At 56.7% G+C, this 26,737-nt stretch carries 25 protein-coding genes and 1 pseudogene; 15 read left to right on the top strand and 11 right to left on the bottom strand.

The window, feature by feature from the left end; genetic code table 11:
• Positions 1-880: pseudogene (locus tag AB5Y97_RS20630) on the top strand (IS1634-like element ISAs25 family transposase); the annotation flags it as partial.
• A gap of 109 nt (positions 881-989) precedes the next feature.
• On the opposite strand, the gene ptsG reads toward AB5Y97_RS20630, so the two are convergent.
• The 6 genes from ptsG to AB5Y97_RS20600 form a co-directional block, all read right to left on the bottom strand.
• Positions 990-2,420 (bottom strand): PTS glucose transporter subunit IIBC, encoded by a 1,431-nt coding sequence (gene ptsG, locus AB5Y97_RS20625; RefSeq protein WP_005338586.1) that lies wholly within the window; start codon positions 2,418-2,420, stop codon positions 990-992.
• Positions 2,421-2,842: 422 nt separating this feature from the next.
• Positions 2,843-3,775 (bottom strand): MalM family protein, encoded by a 933-nt coding sequence (locus AB5Y97_RS20620; RefSeq protein WP_263717462.1) that lies wholly within the window; start codon positions 3,773-3,775, stop codon positions 2,843-2,845.
• 74 nt (positions 3,776-3,849) lie between these two features.
• Positions 3,850-5,256, bottom strand: coding sequence for a carbohydrate porin (locus tag AB5Y97_RS20615; protein ID WP_368158921.1), 1,407 nt, complete (start codon positions 5,254-5,256; stop codon positions 3,850-3,852).
• 514 nt (positions 5,257-5,770) lie between these two features.
• On the bottom strand, positions 5,771-6,211 hold the full coding sequence (locus tag AB5Y97_RS20610; RefSeq protein WP_128815494.1) for a flavodoxin: 441 nt from the start codon (positions 6,209-6,211) through the stop codon (positions 5,771-5,773).
• 90 nt (positions 6,212-6,301) lie between these two features.
• Positions 6,302-7,075: a tRNA pseudouridine(65) synthase TruC gene (gene truC, locus AB5Y97_RS20605; protein ID WP_335828296.1), complete on the bottom strand. Its 774-nt coding sequence runs from the start codon at positions 7,073-7,075 to the stop codon at positions 6,302-6,304.
• On the bottom strand, positions 7,072-7,407 hold the full coding sequence (locus AB5Y97_RS20600; protein WP_005338596.1) for a YqcC family protein: 336 nt from the start codon (positions 7,405-7,407) through the stop codon (positions 7,072-7,074). The genes truC and AB5Y97_RS20600 overlap by 4 nt, the downstream gene beginning before the upstream one ends.
• Before the next feature lie 276 nt (positions 7,408-7,683).
• Here AB5Y97_RS20600 and AB5Y97_RS20595 point away from each other — a divergent pair, with 276 nt between their 5' ends.
• The 6 genes from AB5Y97_RS20595 (at position 7,684) to AB5Y97_RS20570 (ending at position 11,952) form a co-directional block, all read left to right on the top strand.
• Positions 7,684-8,724 carry a DUF3549 family protein gene (locus AB5Y97_RS20595; RefSeq protein ID WP_103251461.1) on the top strand — a complete coding sequence of 347 codons (1,041 nt, stop codon included), beginning with the start codon at positions 7,684-7,686 and terminating at the stop codon, positions 8,722-8,724.
• A gap of 112 nt (positions 8,725-8,836) precedes the next feature.
• Positions 8,837-9,136: a DUF3301 domain-containing protein gene (locus AB5Y97_RS20590; protein ID WP_005349738.1), complete on the top strand. Its 300-nt coding sequence runs from the start codon at positions 8,837-8,839 to the stop codon at positions 9,134-9,136.
• Positions 9,137-9,210: 74 nt separating this feature from the next.
• The gene (locus AB5Y97_RS20585) at positions 9,211-9,447 is read left to right on the top strand and encodes a DUF2789 family protein (protein ID WP_005338602.1); all 237 of its coding nucleotides are present in this window, start codon (positions 9,211-9,213) and stop codon (positions 9,445-9,447) included.
• Positions 9,448-9,531: 84 nt separating this feature from the next.
• Positions 9,532-9,828 (top strand): hypothetical protein, encoded by a 297-nt coding sequence (locus tag AB5Y97_RS20580; RefSeq protein WP_201945700.1) that lies wholly within the window; start codon positions 9,532-9,534, stop codon positions 9,826-9,828.
• Between the two features lie 3 nt (positions 9,829-9,831).
• Positions 9,832-10,617, top strand: a complete 786-nt coding sequence (locus AB5Y97_RS20575) for a Zn-ribbon-containing protein (protein ID WP_368158917.1) — start codon at positions 9,832-9,834, stop codon at positions 10,615-10,617.
• A 121-nt stretch (positions 10,618-10,738) separates the two neighbouring features.
• Positions 10,739-11,952, top strand: a protein-coding gene (locus AB5Y97_RS20570) for an IS3 family transposase (RefSeq protein ID WP_368158915.1) whose coding sequence is annotated in 2 segments (ribosomal slippage) — positions 10,739-11,087 and positions 11,087-11,952 — 1,215 coding nt in all. Because the reading frame shifts where the segments join, the coding sequence is not laid out codon by codon here.
• A 77-nt stretch (positions 11,953-12,029) separates the two neighbouring features.
• On the opposite strand, the gene syd is transcribed toward AB5Y97_RS20570, so the two are convergent.
• A complete protein-coding gene (syd, locus tag AB5Y97_RS20565) occupies positions 12,030-12,578 on the bottom strand; it encodes a SecY-interacting protein (protein WP_103251878.1) in 549 nt (182 codons plus the stop codon).
• A 204-nt stretch (positions 12,579-12,782) separates the two neighbouring features.
• Here syd and queF point away from each other — a divergent pair, with 204 nt between their 5' ends.
• The 7 genes from queF to AB5Y97_RS20530 all read left to right on the top strand — a co-directional run bounded on the left by queF (position 12,783) and on the right by AB5Y97_RS20530 (position 22,006).
• A complete protein-coding gene (queF, locus tag AB5Y97_RS20560; RefSeq protein WP_103251883.1) occupies positions 12,783-13,631 on the top strand; it encodes an NADPH-dependent 7-cyano-7-deazaguanine reductase QueF in 849 nt (282 codons plus the stop codon).
• Positions 13,632-13,840: 209 nt separating this feature from the next.
• Complete coding sequence (locus AB5Y97_RS20555) at positions 13,841-16,123, top strand: hypothetical protein (RefSeq protein ID WP_005338609.1); 2,283 nt, start codon at positions 13,841-13,843, stop codon at positions 16,121-16,123.
• 83 nt (positions 16,124-16,206) lie between these two features.
• A complete protein-coding gene (locus tag AB5Y97_RS20550; protein ID WP_368158912.1) occupies positions 16,207-17,823 on the top strand; it encodes a diguanylate cyclase in 1,617 nt (538 codons plus the stop codon).
• A 148-nt stretch (positions 17,824-17,971) separates the two neighbouring features.
• Positions 17,972-19,327, top strand: coding sequence for a nucleotide 5'-monophosphate nucleosidase PpnN (gene ppnN, locus AB5Y97_RS20545; RefSeq protein ID WP_201945706.1), 1,356 nt, complete (start codon positions 17,972-17,974; stop codon positions 19,325-19,327).
• 135 nt (positions 19,328-19,462) lie between these two features.
• Positions 19,463-20,263 (top strand): flap endonuclease Xni, encoded by an 801-nt coding sequence (gene xni, locus AB5Y97_RS20540; RefSeq protein WP_368158910.1) that lies wholly within the window; start codon positions 19,463-19,465, stop codon positions 20,261-20,263.
• Positions 20,264-20,422: 159 nt separating this feature from the next.
• Positions 20,423-21,430: an isocitrate dehydrogenase gene (locus AB5Y97_RS20535; protein WP_201945707.1), complete on the top strand. Its 1,008-nt coding sequence runs from the start codon at positions 20,423-20,425 to the stop codon at positions 21,428-21,430.
• 117 nt (positions 21,431-21,547) lie between these two features.
• Positions 21,548-22,006 carry a hypothetical protein gene (locus AB5Y97_RS20530; RefSeq protein WP_201945708.1) on the top strand — a complete coding sequence of 153 codons (459 nt, stop codon included), beginning with the start codon at positions 21,548-21,550 and terminating at the stop codon, positions 22,004-22,006.
• An 82-nt stretch (positions 22,007-22,088) separates the two neighbouring features.
• On the opposite strand, the gene rlmM is transcribed toward AB5Y97_RS20530, so the two are convergent.
• From rlmM to AB5Y97_RS20510, 4 genes are read right to left on the bottom strand one after another with little or no spacing between them, the layout of a single operon-like run.
• The gene (gene rlmM / locus AB5Y97_RS20525) at positions 22,089-23,183 is read right to left on the bottom strand and encodes a 23S rRNA (cytidine(2498)-2'-O)-methyltransferase RlmM (RefSeq protein ID WP_005338617.1); all 1,095 of its coding nucleotides are present in this window, start codon (positions 23,181-23,183) and stop codon (positions 22,089-22,091) included.
• Positions 23,176-23,562 (bottom strand): DUF423 domain-containing protein, encoded by a 387-nt coding sequence (locus AB5Y97_RS20520; RefSeq protein ID WP_075115000.1) that lies wholly within the window; start codon positions 23,560-23,562, stop codon positions 23,176-23,178. Before AB5Y97_RS20520 ends, rlmM begins: the two co-directional genes overlap by 8 nt.
• A gap of 50 nt (positions 23,563-23,612) precedes the next feature.
• A complete protein-coding gene (locus AB5Y97_RS20515; RefSeq protein ID WP_201945709.1) occupies positions 23,613-24,242 on the bottom strand; it encodes an alpha/beta family hydrolase in 630 nt (209 codons plus the stop codon).
• Positions 24,235-25,155, bottom strand: a complete 921-nt coding sequence (locus AB5Y97_RS20510) for a transcriptional regulator GcvA (protein WP_005338622.1) — start codon at positions 25,153-25,155, stop codon at positions 24,235-24,237. Before AB5Y97_RS20510 ends, AB5Y97_RS20515 begins: the two co-directional genes overlap by 8 nt.
• Positions 25,156-25,531: 376 nt before the next feature.
• Between AB5Y97_RS20510 and AB5Y97_RS20505 the strand changes: the two genes are divergently transcribed.
• Positions 25,532-26,734: an ISL3-like element ISAeme19 family transposase gene (locus AB5Y97_RS20505; protein WP_368157222.1), complete on the top strand. Its 1,203-nt coding sequence runs from the start codon at positions 25,532-25,534 to the stop codon at positions 26,732-26,734.
• The last annotated feature ends 3 nt before the right edge of the window (positions 26,735-26,737 follow it).

The following is a 26,737-nucleotide window of genomic DNA, read 5'->3' as shown; positions in this document are numbered from 1 at the left end:
CACTCTCAATGAGGCAAAGCAGGCCGTGGCAACCATAGGTGCACAACCGCTGACCGCTCTGGGCAATGGCTATCATGGCCGTTGGCAACACGCGAATTATGCCGGGGTCGCGCAACGTTGGTTGCTGGTGCGCAGCGAACAAGCCAGCCACCGCGAGCAGCAGACATTGGCCAAAAACCTGCTCAAAGACAGTACCCGCGAGCTCAAAGCCTTCGCCAAATTGTGTGCCCGACGCTTTGCTTGTGAGGCGGATGCCCAAGCTGAGTTGAGCTGTTTTACCGCCAGCTTGATGCTGCTGCAACTGGATGCCGAAGTGGTAGGTGAACCCGTTTATACAGGACGTGGCAGACCCAAGCGTGGCGAAGAGCCAATTGGCCATCAGTTTCAAATCACTGGGTTGGCGGCAACTAGCCTGGCTTGCGTTGAAGAGGCCCGCAACCAGACCGGGGTGTTCATCCTGGCGACCAATGACCACAGCGATACGCTGACCATGGCCGAACTTTTGGCCACCTATAAAGCGCAGCAGAATGTCGAACGGGGCTTTCGTTTTCTCAAGAGCCCGGAGTTTTTAACCTCCTCACTGTACCTGAAAAAGCCGGAGCGGATTGAAGCGTTGCTCATGGTGATGACCTGTAGCCTGATGATTTACGCAGCGTTGGAGCACCGGATCCGGCAGGGATTAGTGGAGCAGAATCGCAGTGTGGCGGATATGAAAAAGAAACCGACCCAGCAGCCGACGGCCCGTTGGATCTTTTTGCGCTTTGGTGGCATCCATGAATATCGACTGGGAGAAGCTCCGCCACAAGTAACGGAGCTAACAGGAGACCAGCAGATCATTTTGGAGGTATTGGGTGAGCGCTATCGGCAAATTTATTCCTAAATCAGGTGCGGAATGTCGGCTACAGCGACTCGCACTATCCAAAGTCACAAATAGCAAGAGGGAGGCTTTCGCCTCCCTCTTCAAACACGCTGATATTCAGGCAACAGAATTAGTTGCTCTTCATCCAGATGTCCATGTCGGTTTTCAGGTTGTCGGACTTGGTACCGAAGATGGCTTGAACGCCGGAACCAGCCACTACCACACCGGCAGCCCCCAGTTTCTTCAGACCAGCCTGGTCAACCTTGGCAACATCTTTCACGCCAACACGCAGACGGGTGATGCAGGCATCCAGAGAAGCGATGTTCTCTTTACCACCGAAGGCGGCAACCAGAGCAGCAGACATCTCGTCTTTGCCTTGGCCAACGGCCTCTTCAGCAGTCTCGTCTTCACGACCCGGAGTTTTCAGGTTCATGGCACGGATAACGAAGCTGAATACGACGTAGTAGATGGCCGCGTAAACCAGACCCAGACCAACCAGCAGCAGCATGTTGTCGGCACGCGGAGATTGCACTACGAAGTCGATGAAGCCGTTGGAGAAGGTGTGACCGTGTACGATACCCAGAGAGTTGGTCAGCACATAAGCCAGACCAGCCAGTACAGCGTGGATGGCGTACAGAACCGGAGCGATGAACAGGAAGGAGAACTCGATCGGCTCGGTGATACCGGTCAGGAAAGAGGTCAGGGCTGCAGAGGCCATGATACCAACGATCTTGGCGCGGTTTTCCGGCTTGGCAGCGTGAGCAATGGCGAACGCAGCAGCAGGCAGACCGAACATTTTGAACAGGTAGCCACCAGCCAGCTGACCAAAGCCGTTACCGGCAGCGCGGGACGCGTCATCAGCAGTCAGGAAGCAGGTCATGATACCGTGAACAGTTTCACCGGCACCGTTGACGCAGGTACCAGCCTGATAGAAGAACGGTACGTTCCAGATGTGGTGCAGACCGAACGGGATCAGGGAGCGCTCAACCACGCCGTAGATACCGAAGGCCAGTACCGGGTTCTGGTTGGCAGCCCAGTCAGAGAAGGCACCGATGGCGCCACCCACTGGCGGCCAAATCACGGACAGGATCACACCCAGACCGATGGAGAGGAAACCGGTGATGATGGGTACGGCACGTTTGCCCGCGAAGAAGCCCAGGTACTCTGGCAGCTGGATCTTGTAGAAGCGATTGAACGCCCAGGCAGCGATACCACCGGCCAGGATACCACCCAGCACGCCGGTTTCGATGGTTTCAACACCCATCACAGGTGCCATGACCTTCAGGGTTGCGACCATGATGCCGTAGCCAACGATGGCTGACAGACCGGATACACCGTCGTTATTGGTAAAGCCCAGAGCAACACCTACTGCGAACAGCAGGGCCATCTGGCCAAATACGGAACCACCGGCTTGCTCCATCAATTGGGAGACAATTTCCGGCATCCAGCTGAAGTGGGCAGCACCCACCCCCAGCAGAATACCTGCGACTGGCAAGACTGATACTGGCAGCATCAGCGCCTTACCAACCTTTTGCAGATTAGAGAAAGCATTTTTGAACATTGTGTGCGCTCCTGAATGGATTGTCGTCCCTGAACGATCTATCTGGATGAAATAAGGACTGATTCATTCAGATATCTTCGAGTCGGGCTTGTTTATTTTGACCATCAGAATATAACCCAGCGGGTCATAAATTGCTGCTTTCGAAGGCGGGGGAATATTGAATTTGGAGGGAAGATCACAACTTGTTTAGCGGCTAAAAACGCATCTAATATAAGTTAATAATCCGCATTATCACTCTATTACAAAGACATATAAATAGCAGTTTCACTTTGTATTTTAATAATGCCGTTTACATCAAACGGCAACAAATTGCAACCAAACGTAACAACTTGATTTTTATTTATTACAGTCTACCGATTAAAAAGGCCTCCAACAAGGGAGGCCTCAACAAATATATCTGACCAACAAAGGGTCGTATTACTCTATTTTTGCGACCGCTTGACCGCATCAATAAACACGCTTTTTGCTTTGGTTGAACCAGCCCGTTCAGCCTCGTTCACCAGCTTCATCGCCTTGTCGATATCCCCCGCCTTGACCGCTTTTTCGATCTGGCTCTGATAGAAGGCTTCAGTTTCACTCAGCATGGCAGGTGCTGAAGTTGATGCTGGTAACACGATGGCACTTTTGCTATTGCCTACGGTAGGCTGAGGTGAGGGAGTGATGGACTGGTTTTGCACTGCACCTAATGACATTACCTGCCCTGAACTCAAGAGCTGGCCAGATGAACGCACCGACAGAGCTAAATTACCAGACATGCTGTGTGAGAACACAGGATCAGCTTCTACCGGCTCAGCCAAGCCAGTCTCCTTTGCCCATTTTCTTGCCGCAGACATTACCTTAGTCTCACCTTGACGACTTTTGGGGTCCGCCTTGATAATCATAAACTCAGCCTGCTGGCCAGATGACGCTTGGTCTAAGGTAATATGGCTATCCAGGGAAATGCGACGACCGATGCTGCCATAAACGAGCTGGAATTGCTCAGCATTGACTTCTTTTATAACCCTTAGATTTTTGTCTAAAAAAAGCACACTTGGCAACATAATGCTATCAGTGAAATAAGACTTAAGCGTGATATCTATTTGGCTACGCTGCTTGGGCAGCTGAAAGGCTTTGAAGTAAGACTTGCCATCATTGAAGTCAAATACAGGCGAAGAAGAATCCAAGACTACTTCCAGAGTGCTGTCATCATCTGGCAATGCATCAAGGGGCATCTGAGCAAAATCCGTGCAACATGCGGGAGACGCCATCAAGGTAGCGAATCCAGAATCCGGAATTGACTGTGAGCTATGACTGGCACACCCACCCAACAGCAGAACTCCAGCCACGATCACTGCCACTTTCGTGTTACGTCTCATAATAGCTATTCCTTTAAATCAAGAAGCGACGCATGAACATGCGCCGCTTCTTTTACTGTTAGCTGAGAATCAGCTTAGAACCATACTTCAGCTTCAACCCCGAAGAACACTTGTGAGGTAGACAGCTTGCCGTTGTCTTTGGTGGAGTCAATGCTGATCGCACCAGAGGCATTTTCATCGCTCGATTTCACCCAGGTCACGAAGGGTTTGATCTGTGGACGTCCCCAGTAGTCTGCATCAACAGTGAATGCCGTAGCTACTTCCAAAGCATAGAACTGGGTATTTACATCCGTACGACCCCACTGTGCTTTACCATTCTGATCTTCAACTTTCTCGTTCGCATAGGAACCGGTAAGGATCAAACGCAGATTGTCATTGACCTTATAGGATGGCTGCAGGGCAAAGATGGTGCGGGCAACGTCGAGATCGCCACCCCAGTCTACATGCTGTGGAGCCCAGTAAGTCAGTTCACTACCAAGCTGCAAGCGAGGAGCCACTTCGGCAACACCATAAGAGGTGAAGAACAGCGCGCTGGAGTCTTTACCAAAGCCACCGTTCCAGGAACCGAAGTTAACCCCACGATTGGAGGCCATACCTTCGCCATAAGCGATAGCCGTTTTGGACCAACCTTTAAAACCATAATAATCGCGGTTATAGGCAATAGAGGCACCAACACCGGTGTCTGCATTTTTAGTATATTTTCCGGTAACCGAATCTTTGTTTGATATGGCATCTGAATCGGTATTAGCTTGCTTCATACCTTTCAGGTCAAAATCAAAGGTACCACCTAGTGCCGCCAAGCCGTAATAAAAAATATTCAAAGAAGTAGCAGTACGAACGGAACTGGTGCATTTGAAGTTATTAGCATCAGGCTTACCGTCACCGTCACAATCTTTTTCGTCTCCATAACGAACTTGGCCTGCATCATCAGCTGATACCACGGCCATACCAAAACCACCATTCTGGAAACCAGCACCGACACCTGAAGATTGCTTCCAGAACTCTTTGGTCAAGATCCCTTGTTCACGGTTCAAATAACGTTGACCGGCCCAAATCTTGGTATCCTTATCAAGGAAATCAAAACCAGCCAGCTCCACATAGGCTTCTTTCATTTCAAATTGGGCATCATCACGATTTGTCTGCAGTGAGCCTTCTGAGGAAACAAAATAGCCTGTGTCACCTGCATTCTGATTCCCATATTCGGCGCGTGTGACAAATTCACCCTTTACACCATTTTTGCCTTCAAATTTCTTTTTTACAGACAACTCGACCTGGTTGGCATTTTCATCCATAGAGGTCACAGTACGGTAGTCCTGTTTCCCCAAGGTGTTCATTTTGCTGGCGCCATCGCCATTCCATTGACCACCCAGACGACCATAACCATGTACTTCCCAACCATTATCTGCGTCAGCAGCAACAACAACACCGGAAGAGAGCGCCATACTTACTGCGGCAGCTATCGGAAGCCATTTTGCATTCATTGTCATTTTCCTTTTCCCGCTGAGGATGAGTGATGTCCTAATAATCAAGGCTTAGCCAGTAGATATATCCAAGTGACAAGCAGATGCGATTATATGGAGCATGCCAGCTGGGTGATATGACAACACTCACAAAATGAACACCCATTGCCAAGCCACCACAAAAAGCATAAAAAAAACCCTCAAAAACAACAAACCAGCATAAATAAAACCCCAAATAACAGATTTAAGGCAATAAAAAACCACTTGAAAGCGATACCAACAAAAATATAAGCCATCAAGAAATGTCTCATTAGCTCCACAATTCTTTAAAAACATGATTGAAATCGCTTTCAGCGATTGAACTATTTAGAAAGAACTATGTACATATTTCCACACGAAAGAGGACTCAAAAGAGAAAAAATAAAATAACAACAGAGATAATTTCTGGGAACATATGAGAAATGACAGTTCACAAATAACAATCCCCTGTCGGTTAAAGATCAGGGGATTGATATGGCTCTATTTCAGAGAATATTCAGGGCTGAATATCCCACTTTTTCAGCCAGCTGAGTGCCACCTGTTCGGGTTCATCGTGCACGGTAGCATCCAGCTCCAGCGGGGGAATCACTCGCGTGGCCCCCAGCTCTTGCAGCAATCCGTCCAGCCGACGGCCCGCGCCACAAAAATGGTCATAGCTGCTGTCGCCCATGGCAATCAGGGCATACCGCAGCCCCTTGAGCCAGGGCGCCTTGTCAGCCAGCTCGCTGGCAAAGGGCTGCAGATTGGGAGGAATGTCCCCCTGCCCGGTGGTGGCACTGACCAGCAATAAAAAACGGCCGGGGTCGATGTCCGCCAGCCGTGCTTCTTCGTGCAGGGTACAGTGATGCCCCTTGCGTTCCAGCTCATCTGCCAAGGTCTCGGCCACCAGCATGGCTGCGCCGTAGACAGTTCCTACCACGATATCGATCTGCGCCATTCTCCTCTCCCTGTTTGAGTCACTCTTTTGAGCAACTCTATCAGCAAGCTGGCGTCAGATGCCACCGGTTCAGGGCTGAGGATCAGGCGCTTAGTAGTCGCTCTCGCTGGCGGGCCAGCCCAGCTCGGCAAACAGGCGCAACACATCCTGACCGAGCGGCGCCTGGATCCGCATCGGCACTTTGAGCACCGGATGGGTAAAGGTCAGGGTGCGGGCCACCAGCAGCAGCCGTTCGCAGCCGAAGTGCTCGCGAAAGAAACGGTTGTGGCGCCCATCCCCGTGGGTGGTGTCGCCCACAATAGGATGGAACAGGTGATCCATATGGCGGCGCAGCTGATGCTTGCGGCCGGTCTTCGGGAACAATCTGACCAGACTGTAACGACTGGTGGGGTGCTTCTTGGAGACCGCGTGGGGCAGCTCGACCTGATGCAGGCGCCGGAAGGTGGTGACGGCATCCTGCGCCGGACGATCCGGGTTGCTCATGGCATCAGCAATCTTGTCCAACTGCTCCTTGAGGGGATAGTCGATCACCCCCTGCTCGGGCGCCCAGCCACGCACCAATGCCAGATACTCCTTGTGCACCTGACGTTGGGTGAAGGCTTCGGTGAGTGCGCGGGCAATCACCGGATCGAGCGCAAACAGCAGCACACCGGAGGTGGGTCGGTCGAGGCGATGCACCGGATAGACATGGCGGCCGCCGATGAGATCCCGGGTCATCTGCATGGCAAAACGGGTCTCGCCCTTGTCGAGCCAACTGCGGTGCACCAGCAGACCGGACGGCTTGTTGACCGCCACCAGCCACTCATCCTGATAGAGCAGGGTCAGCTTCAAGTCACTCTCTTCTCGGGTTTGATCTGGCATCATTGTTCGATCACTTTGCCGGAAAGCAGCAGATCGAAGCGGGCGATCAGGCGCAGCAGCGCTTCTGCTTCGGCCAGATCCTCTTTGTAGACTTCGCTGGCCATGGGATAAAGGGAGACGCTGGTGGGCAACGGCGCCTGCAACATCACCAGCTGCTCCATGCGCGGGATCAGCACGAACTGCAGCCACTGATCAAAGCTCAGGGTATCGACACAAAAAGGCAGGGTGCTTGCCAGGGCTTCGTCACCGGGATGGTCAGCTTGCCAGCGCTCAAGGCGCTGCAACTCGGCGGTGAGTTCCCCCAACAGGCCAGCTACCAGCAAATATTGATTCATCTCGCTCTCTTCCTCATAACCACAAATTGATCCGCCGACCCGACAGGGTCAGCCAGGATGCCGATAAATTCAGTCGCACAGCACCGGCGGTTCAGCCGGGTCAACGACATACACGGCAACCAGCGCGGCCTGCCGCCGTTAAAAAAGGGCGATACTATACACCTCCCCACGCATGGCTGCCATGTTGATAGCTGCCGCAACGCGCGTCTGCTGCCACTGGCTATCCTCGGCAAGGGCCTTATAATCGGCCCGCATCACCATTAGCCGGATCTCACCATGTCTGCGACGCCTACTGCCATCAATACCTTGACCGAATTTCTGACTCAGGCTGGCACCCAGTTCCAGCTGTTTGACATGGGCCGCCAGGTGCGGCCACTGGCAAGCGATACCTTTGTGCGCATCGAACAGCAGCAGGAGCCCTATCCCTGGCCGCTGCAACAGCACGCTTGGCTGGGTGTGCACTTCTTCCAGCCGAGCGAGTCTCGCCACTACCTCTGGTTCCTCAAGTTTGCCCTCGATGAGCGCGGCCTGCTGATGTCAAATGGCCCCAAGCTGTTCATGGATCAGGTGGTGGAGACCCTGGGCTACAAGCTCACCGGCGATCTGGACGAGGAAAAAGCCCAGCGCTTGGCCGACAATCCCTACACCTTCCGCCCGGCGGAGGCAAAAATGGCCAGTCTGCACGCCAAACTGGCGCGCCAGCTGGAACAGGCCCCTTCTGCCTATTACGATGCCCTCTGCCACTATCTGGCCGCCCCCAACGACACCGGTTGGCAAACGCTGGGGCTGCAGGGCTTTGCCGATCTGGCCGAACGGCTGCATGATGAGCGCAATCTGGCGCTGATCTGCAAGGCGCTGCCCAAACTGCCGCAAGAGCCGCTCTATGCCCTCTGCCAGAGCCTTGAAAACGCCCCGCTGCCGCCAGCAGTACAAGGCGCTCTGCTTGAGCGGATCGGCAAGGAGCAGGAGTGCGCCGCCCCCAACCCTGAGACCCTGGCCTACCTCTGCCGCGCCATGGCCTCCTGCCCCGGCAGCACTTTGCGCACCAACAAGCTGCTGACCCTGCTGCAAACCCAGCCAAGCCCGGCGCTGCTGCTCGCCATCGCTGGCCGGCTCTGGCCCGATCTGAAAGATGCCAATCTGCTCAGCCACTATCTGGAACAGCTGGCGCTACAACCGACCCAGTTCTTCAATCAGGTTTTTGCCGAGTTGGTCACTTTACCGGCCCTGCGCAATGATATGCTGGCCAGACTGCGCGACCCCGACCGCAGCGATGCGCTGGGCAAGGCCATAGGCCGTCTGTTTGCCTCGGCCTGATCCCTCGCCTCCCCCTCACGCCACGAGGCAACACGGCGGGAATATAGAAAAGGAGATCGGGAGTGCCGAGCAGGACTCCCGGTTATCGACATCACGATAAGGAAGCCCGCCTATGGGAGAGATGCTCGGAATTTTGTTGCTGATTGCCATAGCCGGCCTGTTCTGGCTGCAACGCCAACAGGCAGAAGTGGCCTGGCAATACATGCGCCGCTACTGCCAGCACCATGACCTGCAACTGCTGTCACTGGCTCGCCATCGGCGGGAGCTGGCACATAATCCCCTGCGGCTGCTGACCCACTATCAGTTTGAATTTTCCAGCGATGGCGAGAGCCACTATCAGGGCACCCTCAAGATGCAGGGGCTGCACGTCGTGGGCGTTGATCTGCCACCCCATCGCATCCCCTCTGCCTGATCCCCAATCTCGTCTCTGCGCCCGATGGCTGTGCCTGGCTATAATCTCAGGGATTAAACAAAGGGAGAGACGAGATGGAACCCCTTGTCCACGATCTGCCAGCCCTGTTTGCCCAGCTCGGGATGGCCAACGACGAGCTGAGCCTGCACCGCTTTGTGCACGACCATCACCTCGACAATGAAACCCTGTTGCCGGAGGCCGGTTTCTGGAACGCCGCCCAGGCCAGCTTTCTGCGCGATGCCCTGTGGAATGACTCCGACTGGTGCGAGGCGATCGACCAGCTCGATGTGATGCTGCGCCAGCCCCGCTAAGCCGCCCGCCCCTTTCCTCCCCTGCTGGCTTTGGTTAAGATCCCGCCCCGATATCGATCCCTCCTTCTCACCCAGAGCATGCTTATGTCCGCCCACGAGATCATCCGAATTGCCAACGAGCTGGCCGCCAAGGGCCTGACTCCCACCACCGCCATGATCAAGGCCCGCCTCACCCAGCCCGTGCCGATGGCCGAGCTGCTGAAAGTGCTGAGCCAGTGGAAGCAGCAGCCCGTTGCGACAGCCGAGAGCGAGCTCCTGCAAGAGGCAGCCCCCCAGCCAGCGCCGGAGCTCACCCTGCAGCAACTCGCCGAACAGCTCGCACGCATCGAACAGAAGGTGGAGCGCCTGACCGACCTGCTCCTCCAGCAGGGGCAAGGCTGAACCATGTATATCGTCGAACTCTGCTTTGAGTGTTACCGCGATACCTCCCTTGGCGACGCCGAGCGGGCCATCGTCAACTACCTCGACATGCTGCGTTATCAGGGCCAGATCCTCGGGCGGGAGTTCCCCACCAGCATGCATGACGGCTATTTCGTCAGTCGGGTGGTCTGCCCGGAGCAGGATAGCCTGCACCCCGACAACCAGAGCGAGCAGGTCAAGCTGGCCGAACAGCAGCTCAATCAGGCCGGGCTGCTGGCGCCCAAACTCCAGCTGCAGGGGGCGGATCTGCTCTCCGACAGCACAGATCCTTGCGGCCAGCAGGGCGAGCGCCCCAGCTGGATGCTGCTCTACACCAGCTTTTTGCATACCTGCTCGCCGCTGCGTTGTGGCGACCACTTCGCCCCCATTCCGCTCTACCAACTGCCCGCGGTCGCCAACGGCGATCAGAAGCAGATCATCAAGTGGCAGGAGGATTGGGAGGCGTGCGATCAGTTGCAGATGAACGGCTCCATCGCCGAACATGCGGCGCTGCATGAAATCGGCGAAGTGGGCAGCCGCCTCTACCGGCGCGGCACCGATCTGGCCAAGCGGCTGGAAGTGCTGAGCGGCATCCCCACCTACTACTACCTCTACCGGGTGGGCGGGCTGAGCGCGGCCGAGGAGAAGGCGCGCCCCTGCCCCAGCTGTGGCGGTGAGTGGGCGCTGGCAGCGCCGCTGCACGAGATCTTCGACTTCAAGTGCGACAGCTGCCGTCTGGTCTCCAACCTCTCCTGGGATTTCAAGGATTAAGCGCGTTCCCTGTACGCGATGCCATAAAAAAGAGCCTTGCCGCATGGCAAGGCTCTTTTCGTTCCGATTGTCCCGTCCTGAATATGGTTTACACCTTTCCCCCCAATAAATAGAGAACCCGATGGGACAAGGTGTGAAACGGACACAGCGCGATTACTCGCTGACTTTTAAACTGTCACTGGTCGAGCAGATTGAAAAAGGCGAGCTCACCTACAAACAGGCTCAGGTGCGTTATGGCATTCAGGGCCGCTCCACCGTTCTGGTATGGTTGCGTAAACATGGTCGGCAAGATTGGAGCCAGGGGGCTTCTGTGCGTGCCGGCAGGAGCATCACCATGCCTGACCCCGACAACCAGACGCCCGAACAGCGCATCAAGGAACTCGAGCAACAGCTGGCGCTAATGAGTCAGAAGGCCCAGTTCTTTGAGGCCGTCGTCGATGTACTGAAGAATGACTACGGCGTCTCCATCGTAAAAAAGCGACCCGGCAAGTCCTCTCGCAGCGGCAAGTCGAAAGGCTGAGCATTGTCAGGGCTTGCCTGTTTCTGGGGATAAGCCGGCAGGCTTACTACAAGCGCAATCGGGTCGCCGACGAGCGCCATGCACAAGGATTGCAGGTGGTGCGCTTCGTGCGTCAGGTTCGACTGCGACAACCTCGGGTGGGCACTCGCAAGCTGCATTATCTGCTGCAGGGTCAGGATGATGGCTGGCTCAAGGTAGGGCGGGACAGGCTGTTTCAGATATTGGCCGAGCACCGCCTGCTGGTGCTGCCCAGGCGGGCGTATCACAAGACCACCCACAGTTTTCACCGTTTCTACCGTCATCCCAACTTGCTCAAGGCGGGGCCAGAGCAGGTCATACCGGTGGCCCCGGAGCAGGTCTGGGTCGCTGATATCACCTATCTGCCAGCCAGGAGCGGGCCGCTGTACCTGAGCCTGGTGACGGATGCCTACTCACGCAAGATAGTGGGCCATCACGTGCACGAAGGAATGCACGCAGAGTCGGTGGCGTTCAAGAAAGCACTGAAGCAGCGGTGTGGCAGCGGGGAGCTAATCCATCACTCAGACCGCGGCGTGCAGTATTGCTCGGGGCTGTATCAGTCATTACATGAACGGTACGGGGTGAAATGCTCGATGACGGATGGGTATGACTGTTACCAGAATGCGTTGGCGGAGCGGGTGAACGGGATTTTGAAAGGAGAGTTATTGTTGCAAAGCCCGCAAGATTTGACGCAAGCGCGGGAAATGGTGCGTGAAGCGGTGGATATTTATAACGAGGAGCGGCCGCATCATGCGTTGAAATACAGAACCCCCGATGCGGTACATAGGGGGTTCTGAGTGGAGCAAAGCTAGCCGAAAATGTGTAAACCTATTTCAGGACTAGACACGATGAGTAACCTTGGCTCGAACCGGCGCTATTGTGGCAACGTCTCCAGCCGTTCCAGAAACGCCGGCAAAGAGGGCGCCAACGGCAGACGGCGGCCAGAGTCGAGCCACTCCAGCCACACCTGACCACTCTCGTTATCCAGCGAGATGAGCGTCATCTCGTTGCGGGTGGTGGCAATAAAGATGGAGGGGGTTCGTTTTAGCTTGCGCAGCATCAGCAGGTGGCCGATGAGGTTCTCCCTGAGCAGGTCGAGATCCGCGTCGTTCCACGGCAAGATCAGTTCAAGGCGCAGCCCCTTGAAGAGGCAGGGGATAGGGCGACTGAACCAGTGGCCAAACAGGGCAATGGCGCTGGGATGAATTGTCAGCTCAAGGGCATCGGCCATGGCTGTAAAGTCGGCGGGCTCGGAGCGATGGTGAGGGCGCCAGGCCACCCGACCATCGGCGGGCTCACCAAGCTGGCAGGGGGAACGCCAGTCCGCCTCCCACTCGCACAGGGGCAGGCCTCGTCTGGCCTCGCCATCCCGTTGCCAGCGGGCAAAAAAGTGCTCTAGGGCAGACAAAACTTGATCCGACATCGAAAATCCCCACAATTGCTGGCAAAGTCCGCTATTGCACCACCAAACCCGGTAACAGACAAGGTTGCCAGCCGACCTAGTGACCCGAGAAACAGAACCCGGGATACAGAGAAGCCGATGCCCAAGCCAGACGGCTGCAACCATCCGGCCCTGCAATGGCCCGTTTCATTCCACTCATCATGAGCACATTACGTGAGCAACCCTGTGAGCAAACAAGATAGATACGCCGGGGCCAGCGCCCTGACCGGCCTGAGCCTGGGCCAGCAATCCGATTACATCAGCCAGTACACCCCCTCCCTGCTGCAGCCGGTTCCACGTAGCCTGAACCGAGATGATCTCAAGCTGGGCGATGACCTGCCCTTTAGCGGTTGCGATGTCTGGACCCTCTATGAGCTCTCCTGGCTCAATGCCAAGGGCAAGCCGATGGTGGCGGTGGGTGAAGTGACCATCCCGGCCACCAGTGCGAACCTGATCGAATCCAAATCCTTCAAGCTCTACCTCAACTCCTTCAACCAGACCCGTTGCGACTCTATCGAGGCAGTCGCCGCCACGCTGACCAAGGATCTGAGTGCCTGTGCGGGTGAGACCGTCAAGGTGACCCTGTTCCCCCTAGACAAGGCGCCGCACCAGATTGCCCTGCTGCCCGGCGAGTGTATTGATGAGCAGGATATCGAGGTAGACAATTACGAGTTTGATGCGTCCCTACTGCAAGGGGCAGCCGGTAGCGAGTTGGTCGAGGAGACCCTGCACAGCCACCTGCTCAAATCCAACTGTCTGGTCACCAGCCAGCCCGACTGGGGCTCTGTGGTGATCCGCTACAAGGGGCCGAAACTCGATCGGGAGAAGCTGCTGCGCTACCTCATCTCGTTCCGCCAACACAACGAGTTCCACGAGCAGTGCATCGAGCGCATCTTCATCGACCTCAAGCACTATTGCCAGCCTGAGCAGTTGACCGTCTATGCCCGCTATACCCGCCGCGGCGGCCTCGACATCAACCCGTTCCGCTCCGATTTCGAAGCCGTGCCCGCCAACTTGCGTCTGATCCGCCAATAAAGTCGAGTTGCGACAGAGAGGGCAGTCGCACCGCCCTCCATGACTGGCAAAAGGTTTCGATCGATGCTTTACGCAGCTGTGATAAGGGTGCTGGATAATAAAATCCAGACGAAACCCACTTGCCGGCCACCAGCAAACCACAGTAAACGCTGGACTCGCAGGGGGGGGCTTGGATAACATGCCAACACCTCTGCGCCGTCCTTAATCCAATGAATCAACTGTTTTTTCTGGCCATGATGATGTCCTCCCTGTCAGCTCCGAATCTGGATCTGGACAAGGAGCAACTCTCTATCGATCTGCAACAAGCGCAATCGATGGTACTGACCGATCCTGCCAGATGCGTCCAGATCACCACCGCCTTCCTGACGCGCGCAGCCAATAATCCCCAGCAAATCATCAGTAATCGCCAGGAGTTCGGTTATCGCGAACCCATCCTGAGCTACAGCACGGCGGCCCAGACCATCGGCGCCCATCTGCTCAAAGGGGAGTGTCTGCTGCAACTGGGTCAATATCAAGCCACCCAGCAAGCGCTCGACAAGGCGATGGCGCTGGCAGACAAAGAGCGGCAACCGGAACTCAAGGCCCACGGCCTCTATCTCAAGATCCGCAGTCAGGCCCTCAAACCGGATAACCAGAGCACCAGCCGCGCCCTGATGGATCAACTGGACGAACAGTTGGCCGTCCCCACGCTCAAGCAGAGCCAGCTCCAGATTTATGGCCGCCTGCAACGCACCAGCTACGACATCGAGAACCAGCACTTCGATGATGCCAAGGCCCACTTGGCAGATGCGCGGATCTGGGCCGCCAAGACCCCCAATCCCCTCGCCAGTGCCTGGGTCAGCGCCATCAGCGGCGACCTCTATCGCGCGCTGCAGCAGCCACAGCTGGCGCTGGGGGAATATATCGATGCCCAGCAACAGGCCAAAAGCCTCAACGACCCACTCTTTCTCGGCCTACTGTCGAACCAGATAGTCAAACTCTACCAGCAGGAGCAGGAGCCCCAGAAAGCGCTGCAGTATGCCAATGAGGCGGCCAACTACTTCCACTCCATCGGCAACCCCTCCCTGCTGTGTGACTCCCTGATGGTGCTGGCGCGACTCAACCGCGAGCAGGGCGACCTCAATATGGCGCTGGTCTACTTCTTCAATGCGCTGGATCTGCTCGATGAGGGGAGCAACCGACCACAAGCCTCCCTGCTCAAATACGAAATCGGCAAAACCTACCTGCAAAGCGGCAACCTCTCGCTGGCCAGCAACTACCTCAATGCGGCCCGTCAGTCCCACGAGCTGAGCGATGCCAAAGAGCCGCTGATCGATACCCTGCTACTGCTCGGCGAGCTCTATCTGAAGAAACAGGAGGCCGCCATCGCCATTCTGCAGTTGGAGAACGCCCGCGCGCTGGCCAATCAGCTCGGCGATACCCGCCGTCAGTACGAGGTATTCCGCCTGTTGTCGCTTGCCTACGAGCAGAAGGGGTATCTGCGTCAGGCACTCGACAGCTACAAGCGCTTCCACCGTCTTGGCGAGGAGGTGCGCCAGCAGGAGCAGGCCATGGAGCAAGCGGCGATCCGTGACAACTATGTTCAGGTCGAGCGGGTGCAACATATCAAGGAGCTGGAGCAGCGGCTTAACAACAGCCAGCATCAGCAGGAGCGCTATCTCTGGTCGAGTATCACCACCAGCCTGCTGCTGGCGCTCTTTATCTACCTCTTCTTCACCCTCTGGCTCAAGCTGCGTACTGCCCGCCTGCAACTGAAACGGACCAATGAGGCCCTGCTGATCGAGCCACGCTCGGGTCTGGCCAACTGGCAGCGGCTAATGAACCGCTGGCCGCGGGAGATGGCAAAGCGCCAGCTGAAATCGGATCGCTGGTACCTCAGCGAGCAGCCCTCCAGCGAGTTCGATGACAAGCTGCACTATCTGCTGTTCCGGGTCCCCTTCCTGGTCAATACGCTGGAGCGCCACGGCTATCAGGCCAGCAGAGAAATCGAGCAGGCCTTCGGTGCCTATATGGACACCCTAACCCCGCAAGATGGCCGTATCTATGACTTGCGTGAAGGACACATGCTCTATGTGGTGCCACAGCGTCACGTCACCAACCTGCATCAACTGGCGGGAGACCTGCTGACCGCCATCGCCGCCTTCCCTTGCAACTATCCGCTGGATCGCCAGATCAGCCTCGGGATTGTCAGTCACCCCTTCCTGCCGAAAGCGGCGACCGCGCTCGATCACAATGGCCTGTTTGACCTCTGTTATCTCGCCCTGTCGGGAGCCATTCAGCTCAGTGAAAAATGCCAGCAAAACGCCTGGTTGGAGCTCGCGGCGATCGATTGCCAACAAGCGGCATTTTTTAATGGAGATGTGTGGCAATGCGGCCTGATGGCAATTGACAAGGGACTGGTAAAAGTCAATTCTTCTCATGAAAAGCAATGGGTTAATTGGCCCAGCCTTGCAAGGAAGCCGGCAGCCGATAACCACCAGGAAATAATGTAGATAACAGGCGAGGATCGAAACCAGGTTCGACCACTGTTGCTATCCAACACCAAAAACAATAATGACAACAAGGCGACCTGATAATGAATGACATCGCTGCCGTAGCAGGACAATTGGCAAGACTCAGGGAATCCCTTCAGCAGAAACAGCTGGAACTCGACGGCGTACTGTCGTTTTCCGATGCAGAGCGTGCCCGTGGTATCCAGTTTATCAACAAGTTGATGCTCTCCTGCCGTGGCTTCGACCGCGAACTGGACAATCGCTTCGCCAAGCTCAAGCAGAAACTGGATAACAATCCCGCATTTACCGCGCTAGACGAGGATCTGCTGGCCATTGAAAAATTGCTGCAGCAGCACAGCAATGCGCTGGAAGAGTCGATCACCCTGACTCAAACTGCCATCGATCTTGGTTCCAAACAGCTGAAAACCATCAAGGGCTTCCCGGAAGAGACCCGCAAGTCCCTCAAGGAATTTCTGGCAAGTCCGGTCGGTTACGGCATTGCCGATCACCAGAAGAAGGTGATCAAGCTGCTGGAGTTCTACCAGCAGGCGATCAAGATCCAGCTGCTGCCAAGCCAGCCCCTGTTGACACAGTCAAGTGCAACTCAACAAGAAAGCGATACTGCCAGCAACGATGGCCAGCCCGATGTAGACCCGTTTGATCTAAAGGATCACGCTCGCATCGCCGATGAGCTGCAGCGGCTTATCACCGAACTCGACTTTGCCGGCGCCATCGGCGAGAGCCTGAGCGACATTCGCCGCCAGCTGCTGATCGGGATCAACCCTGCCCTGCTGGCGGAAACCTGCCTGCAGGTGATCGAGCTCATCATCGAAGGCACCCGTGAGGAGCGTAAAGCCTCCCGCGCCTTTCTCAGCTCCCTCAACGAGAGCCTCTCCGCGGTACATGTCGGCTTTACCGAATCCCTCGATGAGGGGCGTGCGCTGCAAAACGAAACCCGCGAGACCCGCGAGGCGCTGGTCAACGAGTTGCAGGCGATCGATCACTCTCTGGCCAGCCATAACTCCATCGATGCGCTCAAGCGCGCCATCTCCGGCCATATGGGAGCCATCAACCTGCTGCTGCAGGAGCGTGACAGCACGGCGGCGCGGGAGCGTCACCTGCTTACCCGCCTCTCCACCATGGAGTCCAAGCTGCGCTTGATGAAGGAGGAGACCGCCGAGTACAAGAAGCGGCTGACCATTCAAAAACACAAGCTGTTCCTCGACAGCCTGACCCAGGTACACAACCGGGCCGCCCTCGATGAACGGCTGGAGCAGGAGTACAAACGTTGGCTTCGTTACCGCACTCCGCTCTGCATGGCGATCATCGACATCGATCACTTCAAGAATATCAATGACAACTACGGCCATATGGCGGGTGACAAGGCACTGAAAGTGGTCGCCAAAGCGCTGCAGAGCGCGCTGCGTGACACCGACTTCATCGCCCGTTTTGGTGGGGAAGAGTTTGTGGTGTTGCTGCCCAACATCAACCCGGACAAGTTCCAGAAGCCGCTGGAGACCCTGCGCCAGACCATCAAGAGCATCCCGTTCCGTTTTCGCGATGCCAAGGTGGAGATCACCATCTCCATCGGCGCAACCCTGTTCAAGGATGGGGACAACCCGTCAGATGTGTTCGAGCGGGCGGACAAGGCGCTCTACCACTCCAAGCACACCGGTCGGGATCAAGTGACACTGGCCTAACAAGCGGCTAAAAAAACAGCGAACAGTCGTCGCCCTATTTCCCTCCACCCTCTGTTACCACTACTATCGATCTCAGGGGATGCAACATAGCGTCCCCTTTTCTCCCCAGGGAAAAACACAACGATAACAAGTGAGTAAAGGGGAACCTATGATTACGCACATCAATCCCGTTGGCAGCATGGATTTGCTGTCACAGCTTGAGGTGGATCGCCTCAAGCAGACTGCCTCCAGCGATATCTATCAACTGTTTCGCAACTGCTCGCTGGCAGTGCTCAATTCCGGCAGCCATACCGACAGCTCCAAGGAGATCCTGGAGCGCTTCAAATCGTTCGATATTCATGTGATCCGGCGCGAGCGCGGGGTCAAGCTGGAACTGTTCAATGCCCCCGAACACGCCTTTGTCGATGGCGAGATCATTCGCGGCATTCAGGAGCACCTCTTCTCGGTGCTGCGCGACATTCTCTATGTCTCCAATCAGCTCGAGTCCAACCGCCAGGTCAATCTGACCAACTCCACTCATATCTCCAATGTGGTGTTCGCCATCCTGCGCAACGCCAAGGTGATCCTGCCCGGCGCCGATCCCAACCTGATCGTCTGCTGGGGTGGCCACTCCATCAACGAGATCGAATACCAGTACACCCGCGCCGTGGGCAGCGAACTGGGCTTGCGTGAGCTGAACATCTGTACCGGCTGTGGCCCGGGTGCCATGGAGGGCCCGATGAAAGGGGCCGCCGTCGGCCATGCCAAACAGCGGGTGCGCAACGGGCGCTACATCGGCCTCACGGAGCCTTCCATCATTGCGGCCGAACCGCCCAACCCCATCGTCAACGAACTGGTGATCCTGCCGGATATCGAGAAACGGCTGGAAGCCTTCGTGCGCCTTGGTCACGGCATCATCATCTTCCCGGGCGGGGTCGGCACCGCCGAAGAGCTGCTCTATCTGCTCGGCATCATGATGCATCCGGCCAACGAGCGGCAGCCGATGCCCATCATCCTGACCGGCCCGAAAGAGAGTGCCGACTACTTCCGTGCTATCGACGACTTCATCAAGGCGACCCTTGGTGAACCGGCGACCAAACTCTACCGGATCATTGTCGGCGATGCGCCGGAAGTGGCCCGGGTGATGAAAGAGGCGATGCCGAAAATCCGCGAATACCGCAAATCGGTCGGCGATGCCTACTCCTTCAACTGGTCCCTCAAGATTGAGCCAGAGTTCCAGCTCCCCTTCGAACCGGATCACGCCAGCATGGCCAGTCTGGATCTGCACCGCAACCAGCCGCCCCAGTTGCTGGCCGCCAACCTGCGTCGTGCCTTCTCCGGCATCGTCGCCGGCAACGTCAAGGAAGGGGGCATTCGCGCCATCGAGAAGGAGGGCCCCTTCAAGTTGCACGGCGACAAGGAGCTGATGCACCTGATGGACAAGCTGCTGGAGAGCTTCGTCAAGCAGCAGCGGATGAAGCTGCCGGGCAGCCAGTATGTGCCCTGCTACGAAATCGTCCGCTAGGGTACAGATACATCATCGACAGAGGGGCGCATCGGCGCCCCTCTTTATTGGCGCTATGCCTTCCCAACCGCCATCAATCCCCCATAAGGCGAGCGGTTTGTTACAATGGGGCGTCCCGACCGCCAAGAGTGCCCCATGTCAACTATCCGGCCACACCTGCTCATCATCGATGCCCTCAACCTCATTCGCCGTCTGCACGCGGTACAGGCCCAGCAGGCACTGCCCCCTGCCCAGGCGCTGGTTGCAACCCGCGCCAACCTTATCAATACCTGCCGCAAGCTGCTGGCCAATAGCGAGCCAACCCATGTCATTGCCGTGTTTGATGGCGAGGTGCATAGCTGGCGCAAAGAGGTCTATCCGGCCTACAAGGAGGGGCGAACTCCCATGCCCCCCGAACTGCGTGAGGGGTTGGCGACCCTGCAGGATGCCTTCTGGGAGTGCGGGGTCGACGCCCTGCTCTCCGAGACCGATGAAGCGGATGATCTTATCGCAACCCTCGCCAGCGGCATCGCCAGCCACGGCCATCAGGCGACCATCATCTCCACCGACAAGGGGTTCTGCCAACTGATCTGCCCGCAGATCCGGGTGCGCGACTACTTCAACAAGCGCTGGCTGGATGCGGCCTTCGTCCAGCAGCAATATGGGGTAGCCCCTGCTCAGCTGGTCGACTTCTGGGCCCTGACCGGTATCAGCGGTTCCAATATCAAGGGGGTTCCGGGGATCGGCCCCAAGACCGCCACCCAGCTGTTGCAACAATATGGCAATCTGGCAGCCATGCTCGAAGCCTGCCAGCAAGAGGACGCTGCCAAGCCACTGATCAAACTGCGCCAACATCAGGATGAGGCCCTGCTGGCCCAGCGGCTGGTGCGCTTGCAGCAGGATATTCCGCTGGGATTCAACCTGCGGGACATCCGCTACCCGCCCCAGCCAGACTAAAGTGCCGAACAAAAATGCAGGCAAGGGCGTGAACCATGACGAGACTCACCCTCGCTGTTGATAAAAGTGAGTAGAATGTAAAGGAATGTGGTTGGTTTGCTGAGTAAATGCTATAAAGCAGCCCCATCCTCCCCTATACCCTGGAAGTGGAACCCTCTCATGTCCAAAAGAAAAATTACCGTGATCCCCGGCGACGGCATCGGCCCCAGCATCATTGAATCAGCCATCCAGATCCTGACCCATGCGGGCTGTGACTTTGAGTACGAATACGCTGATGCGGGTCTGGTTGCCCTCGAGAAGCATGGCGAGCTGCTGCCCCAGGCTACCCTGGATCTGATTGAGAAGAACAAGGTGAGCCTGAAAGGGCCATTGACCACACCGGTCGGCGGCGGTTTTACCTCCATCAACGTCTCCCTGCGCAAGAAGTTCAACCTCTACGCCAACGTGCGTCCGGTCATCTCCTTCAAGGGCACCAGAAGCCGTTACGACAACATCGACATCATCACGGTGCGTGAAAACACCGAAGGGATGTACTCGGGTGCAGGTCAGAAGCGCAGTGATGACAACAAGAGTGCCGAGGCGATGAGCATCATCACCCGCGAAGGGGCCGAGCGCATCGTCAAGTTCGCCTTCGAGCTGGCCCGTCAGGAAGAGCGCAAGAAGGTCACCATCATCCACAAGGCGAACATCCTCAAGTCGACCTCCGGCCTGTTCCTCGAAGTGGCACGTGACATCGCCAGCCACTACCCGGATATCCAGAGCGAAGAGATGATCGTCGATGCCGCCTGCATGAACCTGGTGATGTACCCGGAGCGTTTCGATGTCATGGTCACCACCAACCTGTTCGGCGATATCCTCTCGGATCTCTGCGCCGGTCTGGTCGGCGGCCTTGGCATGGCGCCCGGCGCCAACATCGGCGATGGCGCGGCCATCTTCGAAGCGGTCCACGGCTCTGCGCCTGACATAGCTGGCAAGAATATCGCCAACCCGACCTCGGTGATCCTTGCCTCCATTCAGATGCTGGAATACCTCGGCATGCAGGATAAAGCAGAACGGATCCGCGAGGCGGTACGAGCTACCATCGAATCCGGAGATCGGGTCACCCGTGATCTGGGTGGCACGGCTTCCACCAGCGAATTCACCCAAGCCATCATCGATCGCCTGTAAGCTAACCAATTGATTTTAAAAGGGAGCATAGGCTCCCTTTTTTATATTTCCGAATCCTTTGCCACTCCCCAAACAGCAACTATGTTCAATAGAGAAGAAGAACAGGGAGTGTTTTTCATGAAGGGATACGGGTGCTATCTGGTGTCGGGTCTGATGCTGGTTTGTGGCACTGCCAGTGCCTTCGAACCGGCCCAATCAACCCAAATCGCCAAACTGCCACAGCAGGAAAAACGGACTGCCACCGAGGTATGGCGTTCAAGCCTGGATACCAACGACTTGCTCAAGGCGCCCAACCCCCTGTCGTTTGGTATTGAAGTCTCCACCGACAACTTTGGTAATCAAAAGATCACCTCCTACCCGCAGCTCAATCTGACCCCGGAAAAGAGTATCAGTCTGTCAATTGAACGCTTCAGACCCAAGGTCAAATTCAAAGCCGGTGGACTGCATACGGCAATCAGACTGAGAGGGGATGGCATCAAAATGCAGTTCAATCCGGTCGACAAAACCATCCCGCTGCAGATAGAGATCAAGGTGACCGACGACGAATCCTCCCTGCGCCTCGATTACCGTTTCTGATATTTTCCGGCAGCCGCATAGCAAAAGGCCGACAGGTTTCCCTGTCGGCCTTGGTATTTATCGTACGGGCAGAACTGCTACATCACGCCTTGGGCTCGAGTTTGGAGACCCAGTACTTGTTGTAAACATGCACGGTGATCTCTTCTCGATCGTGATAGAGCTGCTTGGCCTGGATCACGAACGCGTTGTCGATCTCCTTGAGCATCTCGCGCAATACCTCGATATTGTGCACCGACTCGGCATAACGCTTCTTCATCGGCAACTTGAGGTTGAACATCGCCTCCTGGCAGTCACCCTCACGGAACCAGTCCGCAATCATGTGAACGACCCGAGCCGGTTTATCGACCATGTCGCACACCAGCCAGTAGGTGTTCTTCTTGCTCGGACGCCAGACGAAACCGTCATCCCGGATATGCTTGACCTGACCGGTATCCATCAGGGATTGGGCCATCATGCCGTTGTCGACCGCCGTCACCATCATGCCACGGCGCACCAGCTGATAGGTCCAGCCACCCGGGCAGGCGCCCAGATCCACCGCCTTCATGCCGGAGCAGAGACGCACATCCCACTCTTCACGCGGCACGAACACGTAAAACGCCTCTTCCAGCTTGAGGCTGGAGCGGCTCGGTGCATCGGCCGGGAAGCGCAGGCGCGGGATCCCCATGTGGAATCCGGAGTTGTTGAACGAGTAGGAGTAACCCAGCAAGACATGATCATTGGCCATAAAGAAGGCGTGGAACACCGGACGGTTCGGCGTCTCCTTCTTGGTCAGGATCTCGTTGCTGCGCAGCGCCTGACGCAGCGGCACGGTGAACTTGCGGCAAAAGGCTGACAGCTCTTTCGCTTCGTTGGTGTCCGCGGTTTCGACCCGCAGATCGCCGCAAATGGTGTAGTCACTCACCGCCTCAAGGATGGGGGAGATCCTGTCCGCGACATCCAGATCCTTCAGCTCATGGGTGACCACCAGCATCTGACGGATGAAGATGAGCTCCCGGAATGGCAGCTTGCGAGCCAGCAGGTCCGCCTGCTCCTCGTCATACAGTTCGAAGATCACATAACCGCTGTCGTCCTTGACCCGGGCGAAACCGTAGCACTGCATGTTACCGGCACGCTCGGTGATCTCTGCAGCCGCCTCTTTCTCAAAACCGGGGCGGCAATAAAGCAGCAGATTATTCATTTTTTCCTCCAAGACGACAGCCGGCCCAGATCAGGGCCGTCCATCCCAACATAAAACAGAGGCCACCGGCCGGGGTAATCAACCCCAGCCCCTTGCTGCCAAGCAGCACCATGGCGTAAATACTGCCGGAAAATCCGATGATCCCCAGCACAAAAGCGGTGCCAGCCAGGTGGATCACCTTGCTGCGCACACCACACCAGCCCAGAACCAGCAGGGCCAATGCGTGAAAAAACTGATATTGCACGGCGGTATTGAACGCCGCCAGACGCTCGGGCGTAATGCCGGTCGCCGCCAATCCATGGGCGCCATAAGCCCCCAGCATGGTGGCAGTCAACCCGAAGAGACCGGCTAGTATCAGCCAATGTCGATGGATCTGCATCCTCACTCTCCCTCTCTCATCACGGCTGGCAATCAAACCAACCCTCTCTGCTATCCATGCCGGGCCACAAAATGGCTGATGGCCGCCGCTGCATGCTGCATATTCTCCTGCTCACTCACGCCACTGGCTTTACGCGGTTTGAAACCATGATCACCATCGGTCAACCAATGGACCGATACGGCGGGTGAGAAGGGGAAATCGGCCAGTTCGGCGCGACTACCGAAGGTATCGCGCTCCCCCTGCAACAGCAGAGTTGGCACTGCAATATGCTTGAGTACCTCGCCTCGCCAGCTGTCGGGCTTGGCCGGAGGGTGGAAAGGATACCCGAGAATGAGCAATCCTGCAGCATTCATCTCACCCTCGCCTTCACGATAGAGTTCCGCCGCCATCCGCCCGCCCATCGACTTGCCCGCCAGAAACAGTCGTGGATGGGCAAACTCGCGGATCATGTCGTGCCAATGGGCGAGCAGCACAGGCGCCCTGTCAGGCGGGCGGCGCTTGCCATCCTGTGCACGCCTTGTCATGTAGGGAAAGTTGAAGCGCACCACTTCGATATCCGGCCCGGCCAGCAGACATGACAACTCGGCAAGAAAGGGGTGATCCATCCCCGCGCCTGCCCCGTGGGCCAGCAAAATGCGAACGGGGGCATCAATTGCCCCCTCGCGGATCACATCAGGCATCGGCGAGCCTTGCCCTGCGACGCGCCTCTTCCTGCTCCACCAGCTCCAGCATCCAGTCGCGAAAGGCCACGATCTTGCCCTGATCCGACTGTTGCTCCTGGCACACCAGATAGAAAGCATTTTTGCTCACCAGCACCTGCTCGAACGGGCAGATAAGGCGGCCGGCCTCAATCTCGGGTTGTGCCAGCACGCTGTGGCCAAGCGCCACCCCCTGGCCGTGGATCGCCGCCTGGATCACCATGGTGGAGTGGCTGAAGATGGGCCCCTGATTGACGTTGGGGGCATCGATATCGAGCTGGCGGAACCAGGCCTTCCAGTCGCGGCGGGAGGTATCGTGCAGCAGGGTATGAAGAGTCAAATCTTGCGGCGTACGCAGCGGTTTGGGCCCGGTCAGCAGCAAGGGGGAACAGACCGGGATCAGGTATTCGGTATGCAGCTTGTCCGAGCGCAGACCCGGCCAGTTTCCGCGCCCGTAGTAGATGGCCACATCCACATCGTCGGTGAGCGACCCTTCGTCGAGATCGACCGCCTTGATCCGCACGTCGATATCGGGGTGGCGCTCGCTGAACTTGACCAGCCGCGGCACCAGCCACTGGATAGCGAAACTCGGCTGCAAACTGACAGTCAACGCCCCCTTGGCACTGCGGGCCAGCAGCTTGTCGGTCGCCTCAGAGATGGAGGCAAAGATGTCCTTGATATCCAGGAAATAGCCCTGCCCCTCTTCGGTCAACAACAAGGAGCGGTTTTTGCGGCGGAACAGCTTGATGCCAAGATACTCCTCCAGCGCCTTGATCTGGTGACTGATGGCAGCCTGAGTCACAAACAACTCTTCTGCTGCGCGGGTAAAGCTTAAGTGACGAGCCGCTGCTTCAAAGGCCTTGAGGGCATTGAGCGGGGGTAAACGACGAGACATGACACCAGCCGACGATGAGTTTTTCTAATGGGGCGCATTATAATTTGTCGGTTGCGGGTCGACCAGTGAATAAACATAATTCGCCCAGCAATCAGTCGTCATATGGCTCACATTTTCTACTACGTGTTGGTTTACATGTGTTTTTAGTGAGTCTTTCGACTGCGATTGTGGTGTTGTGTTTCTTCCTCTGCGGGAAGAGGGGCTCAAATCTCACCGGTTTGACCCAGTCTGTCATCTGAATGTGTTTGGCGCCTCCGGCTGGATGGCGCCTTTTTTCAGGTTCTTCGCGGGATCTTGGGGAAGTGGAAGTTGACAGACAGGGTGCTGGTAAACTGGCTGTCTCCAAACACACCACCACCATCACCCTGCTGTCGCCGTGCATCATATTGATATTGCCTCCTTCTGGCCAGGTTATACCGTCATCGCCCAAGCGCTTTCTGCCAACCATCACACCCTGTTTACCCTTGAGCCTCGCGCCGACCTGTTGCCCCGTTGTCGCCGATGCCTGCAACCCACGCCATTGATCCACGACCAACGTATCCGCCGGGTGCGTGAGCGAGACCTATTTGACCGACAAGTCTGGTTACAACTGCCTGTTCGCCGCGTCGACTGTCTGCGCTGTGGTCGCGTCAGTGAACATATCGACTGGCTCCCCTCTGGCTCCCGCCTCACCCGGCGCATGCAGTGCTGGATTGAAGCGCTCGTTCAGTACCTCCCCATCCGCCATGTCAGCCAGCTCACCGGGGTCGGTTGGCACACCATCAAGGAGATCGACAAGCGCCGTTTGCAGACCAGTGTGGGCACCATCGAACTTGGGGAGGTGCGGCGGCTGGTGATGGATGAGTTTGCCCTGCACAAGGGACACCGCTATGCCACCGTGATCATGGATGCCGAGCGAATCCGCGTCCTGTGGGTGGGGCACGGCAACAGCCGGGCCGCTATCCGTCCCTTCTTCGAGCAGCTCGGCGAGCGATGCCAGCAGATTGAAGCGGTGGCGATGGACATGAACACGGCGTTCGACCTGGAGGTGAAGCAACACTGCCCGCAGGCGGAGGTGGTCTACGACCTGTTCCACGTGGTGGCTCGCTATGGCCGAGAGGTGGTGGACCGGGTGCGAGTGGAGCAGGCGAATGCACTGAAAAGCGATAAACCGGCGCGAAAAGTGGTCAAAAGTGCGCGTTGGTTGCTGCTACGTAATCGGGCGAAGTTGAGTGAAAAACAGGATGTGAAGTTGCAGGAGCTGTTGGCGGCGAATCAACCGCTGGCGATGGTGTACGTGCTGAAAGAGGGGTTGAAGGGCATCTGGTATGCGCCGAGCGTGTGGGAAGGATGGCGACGATGGCGGAGCTGGATGCGGCAGGTGAAGGAAAGCGGGCTAGCGCCGCTGCAACGATTTGGTCGAAATTTATCGAAATATATGCGGGGGATCCTGGCGAGTGCAAACTACCCGATGCACACGAGTGTGCTGGAAGGGGTGAACAACAAGATCAAAGTGATAAAGCGCATGGCATATGGATTTAGGGACTCAGAATACTTTTTTCTGAAAATCAAGGCGGCCTTCCCCGGAAAGCCGCGATGAACC

It is taken from the genome of Aeromonas sp. R10-2, assembly GCF_040908445.1.
In the GTDB taxonomy this organism is placed as follows: domain Bacteria; phylum Pseudomonadota; class Gammaproteobacteria; order Enterobacterales; family Aeromonadaceae; genus Aeromonas; species Aeromonas veronii.
Note: the sequence above shows the minus strand (reverse complement) of the source record. Positions and strands in the feature narration are given on the sequence as shown.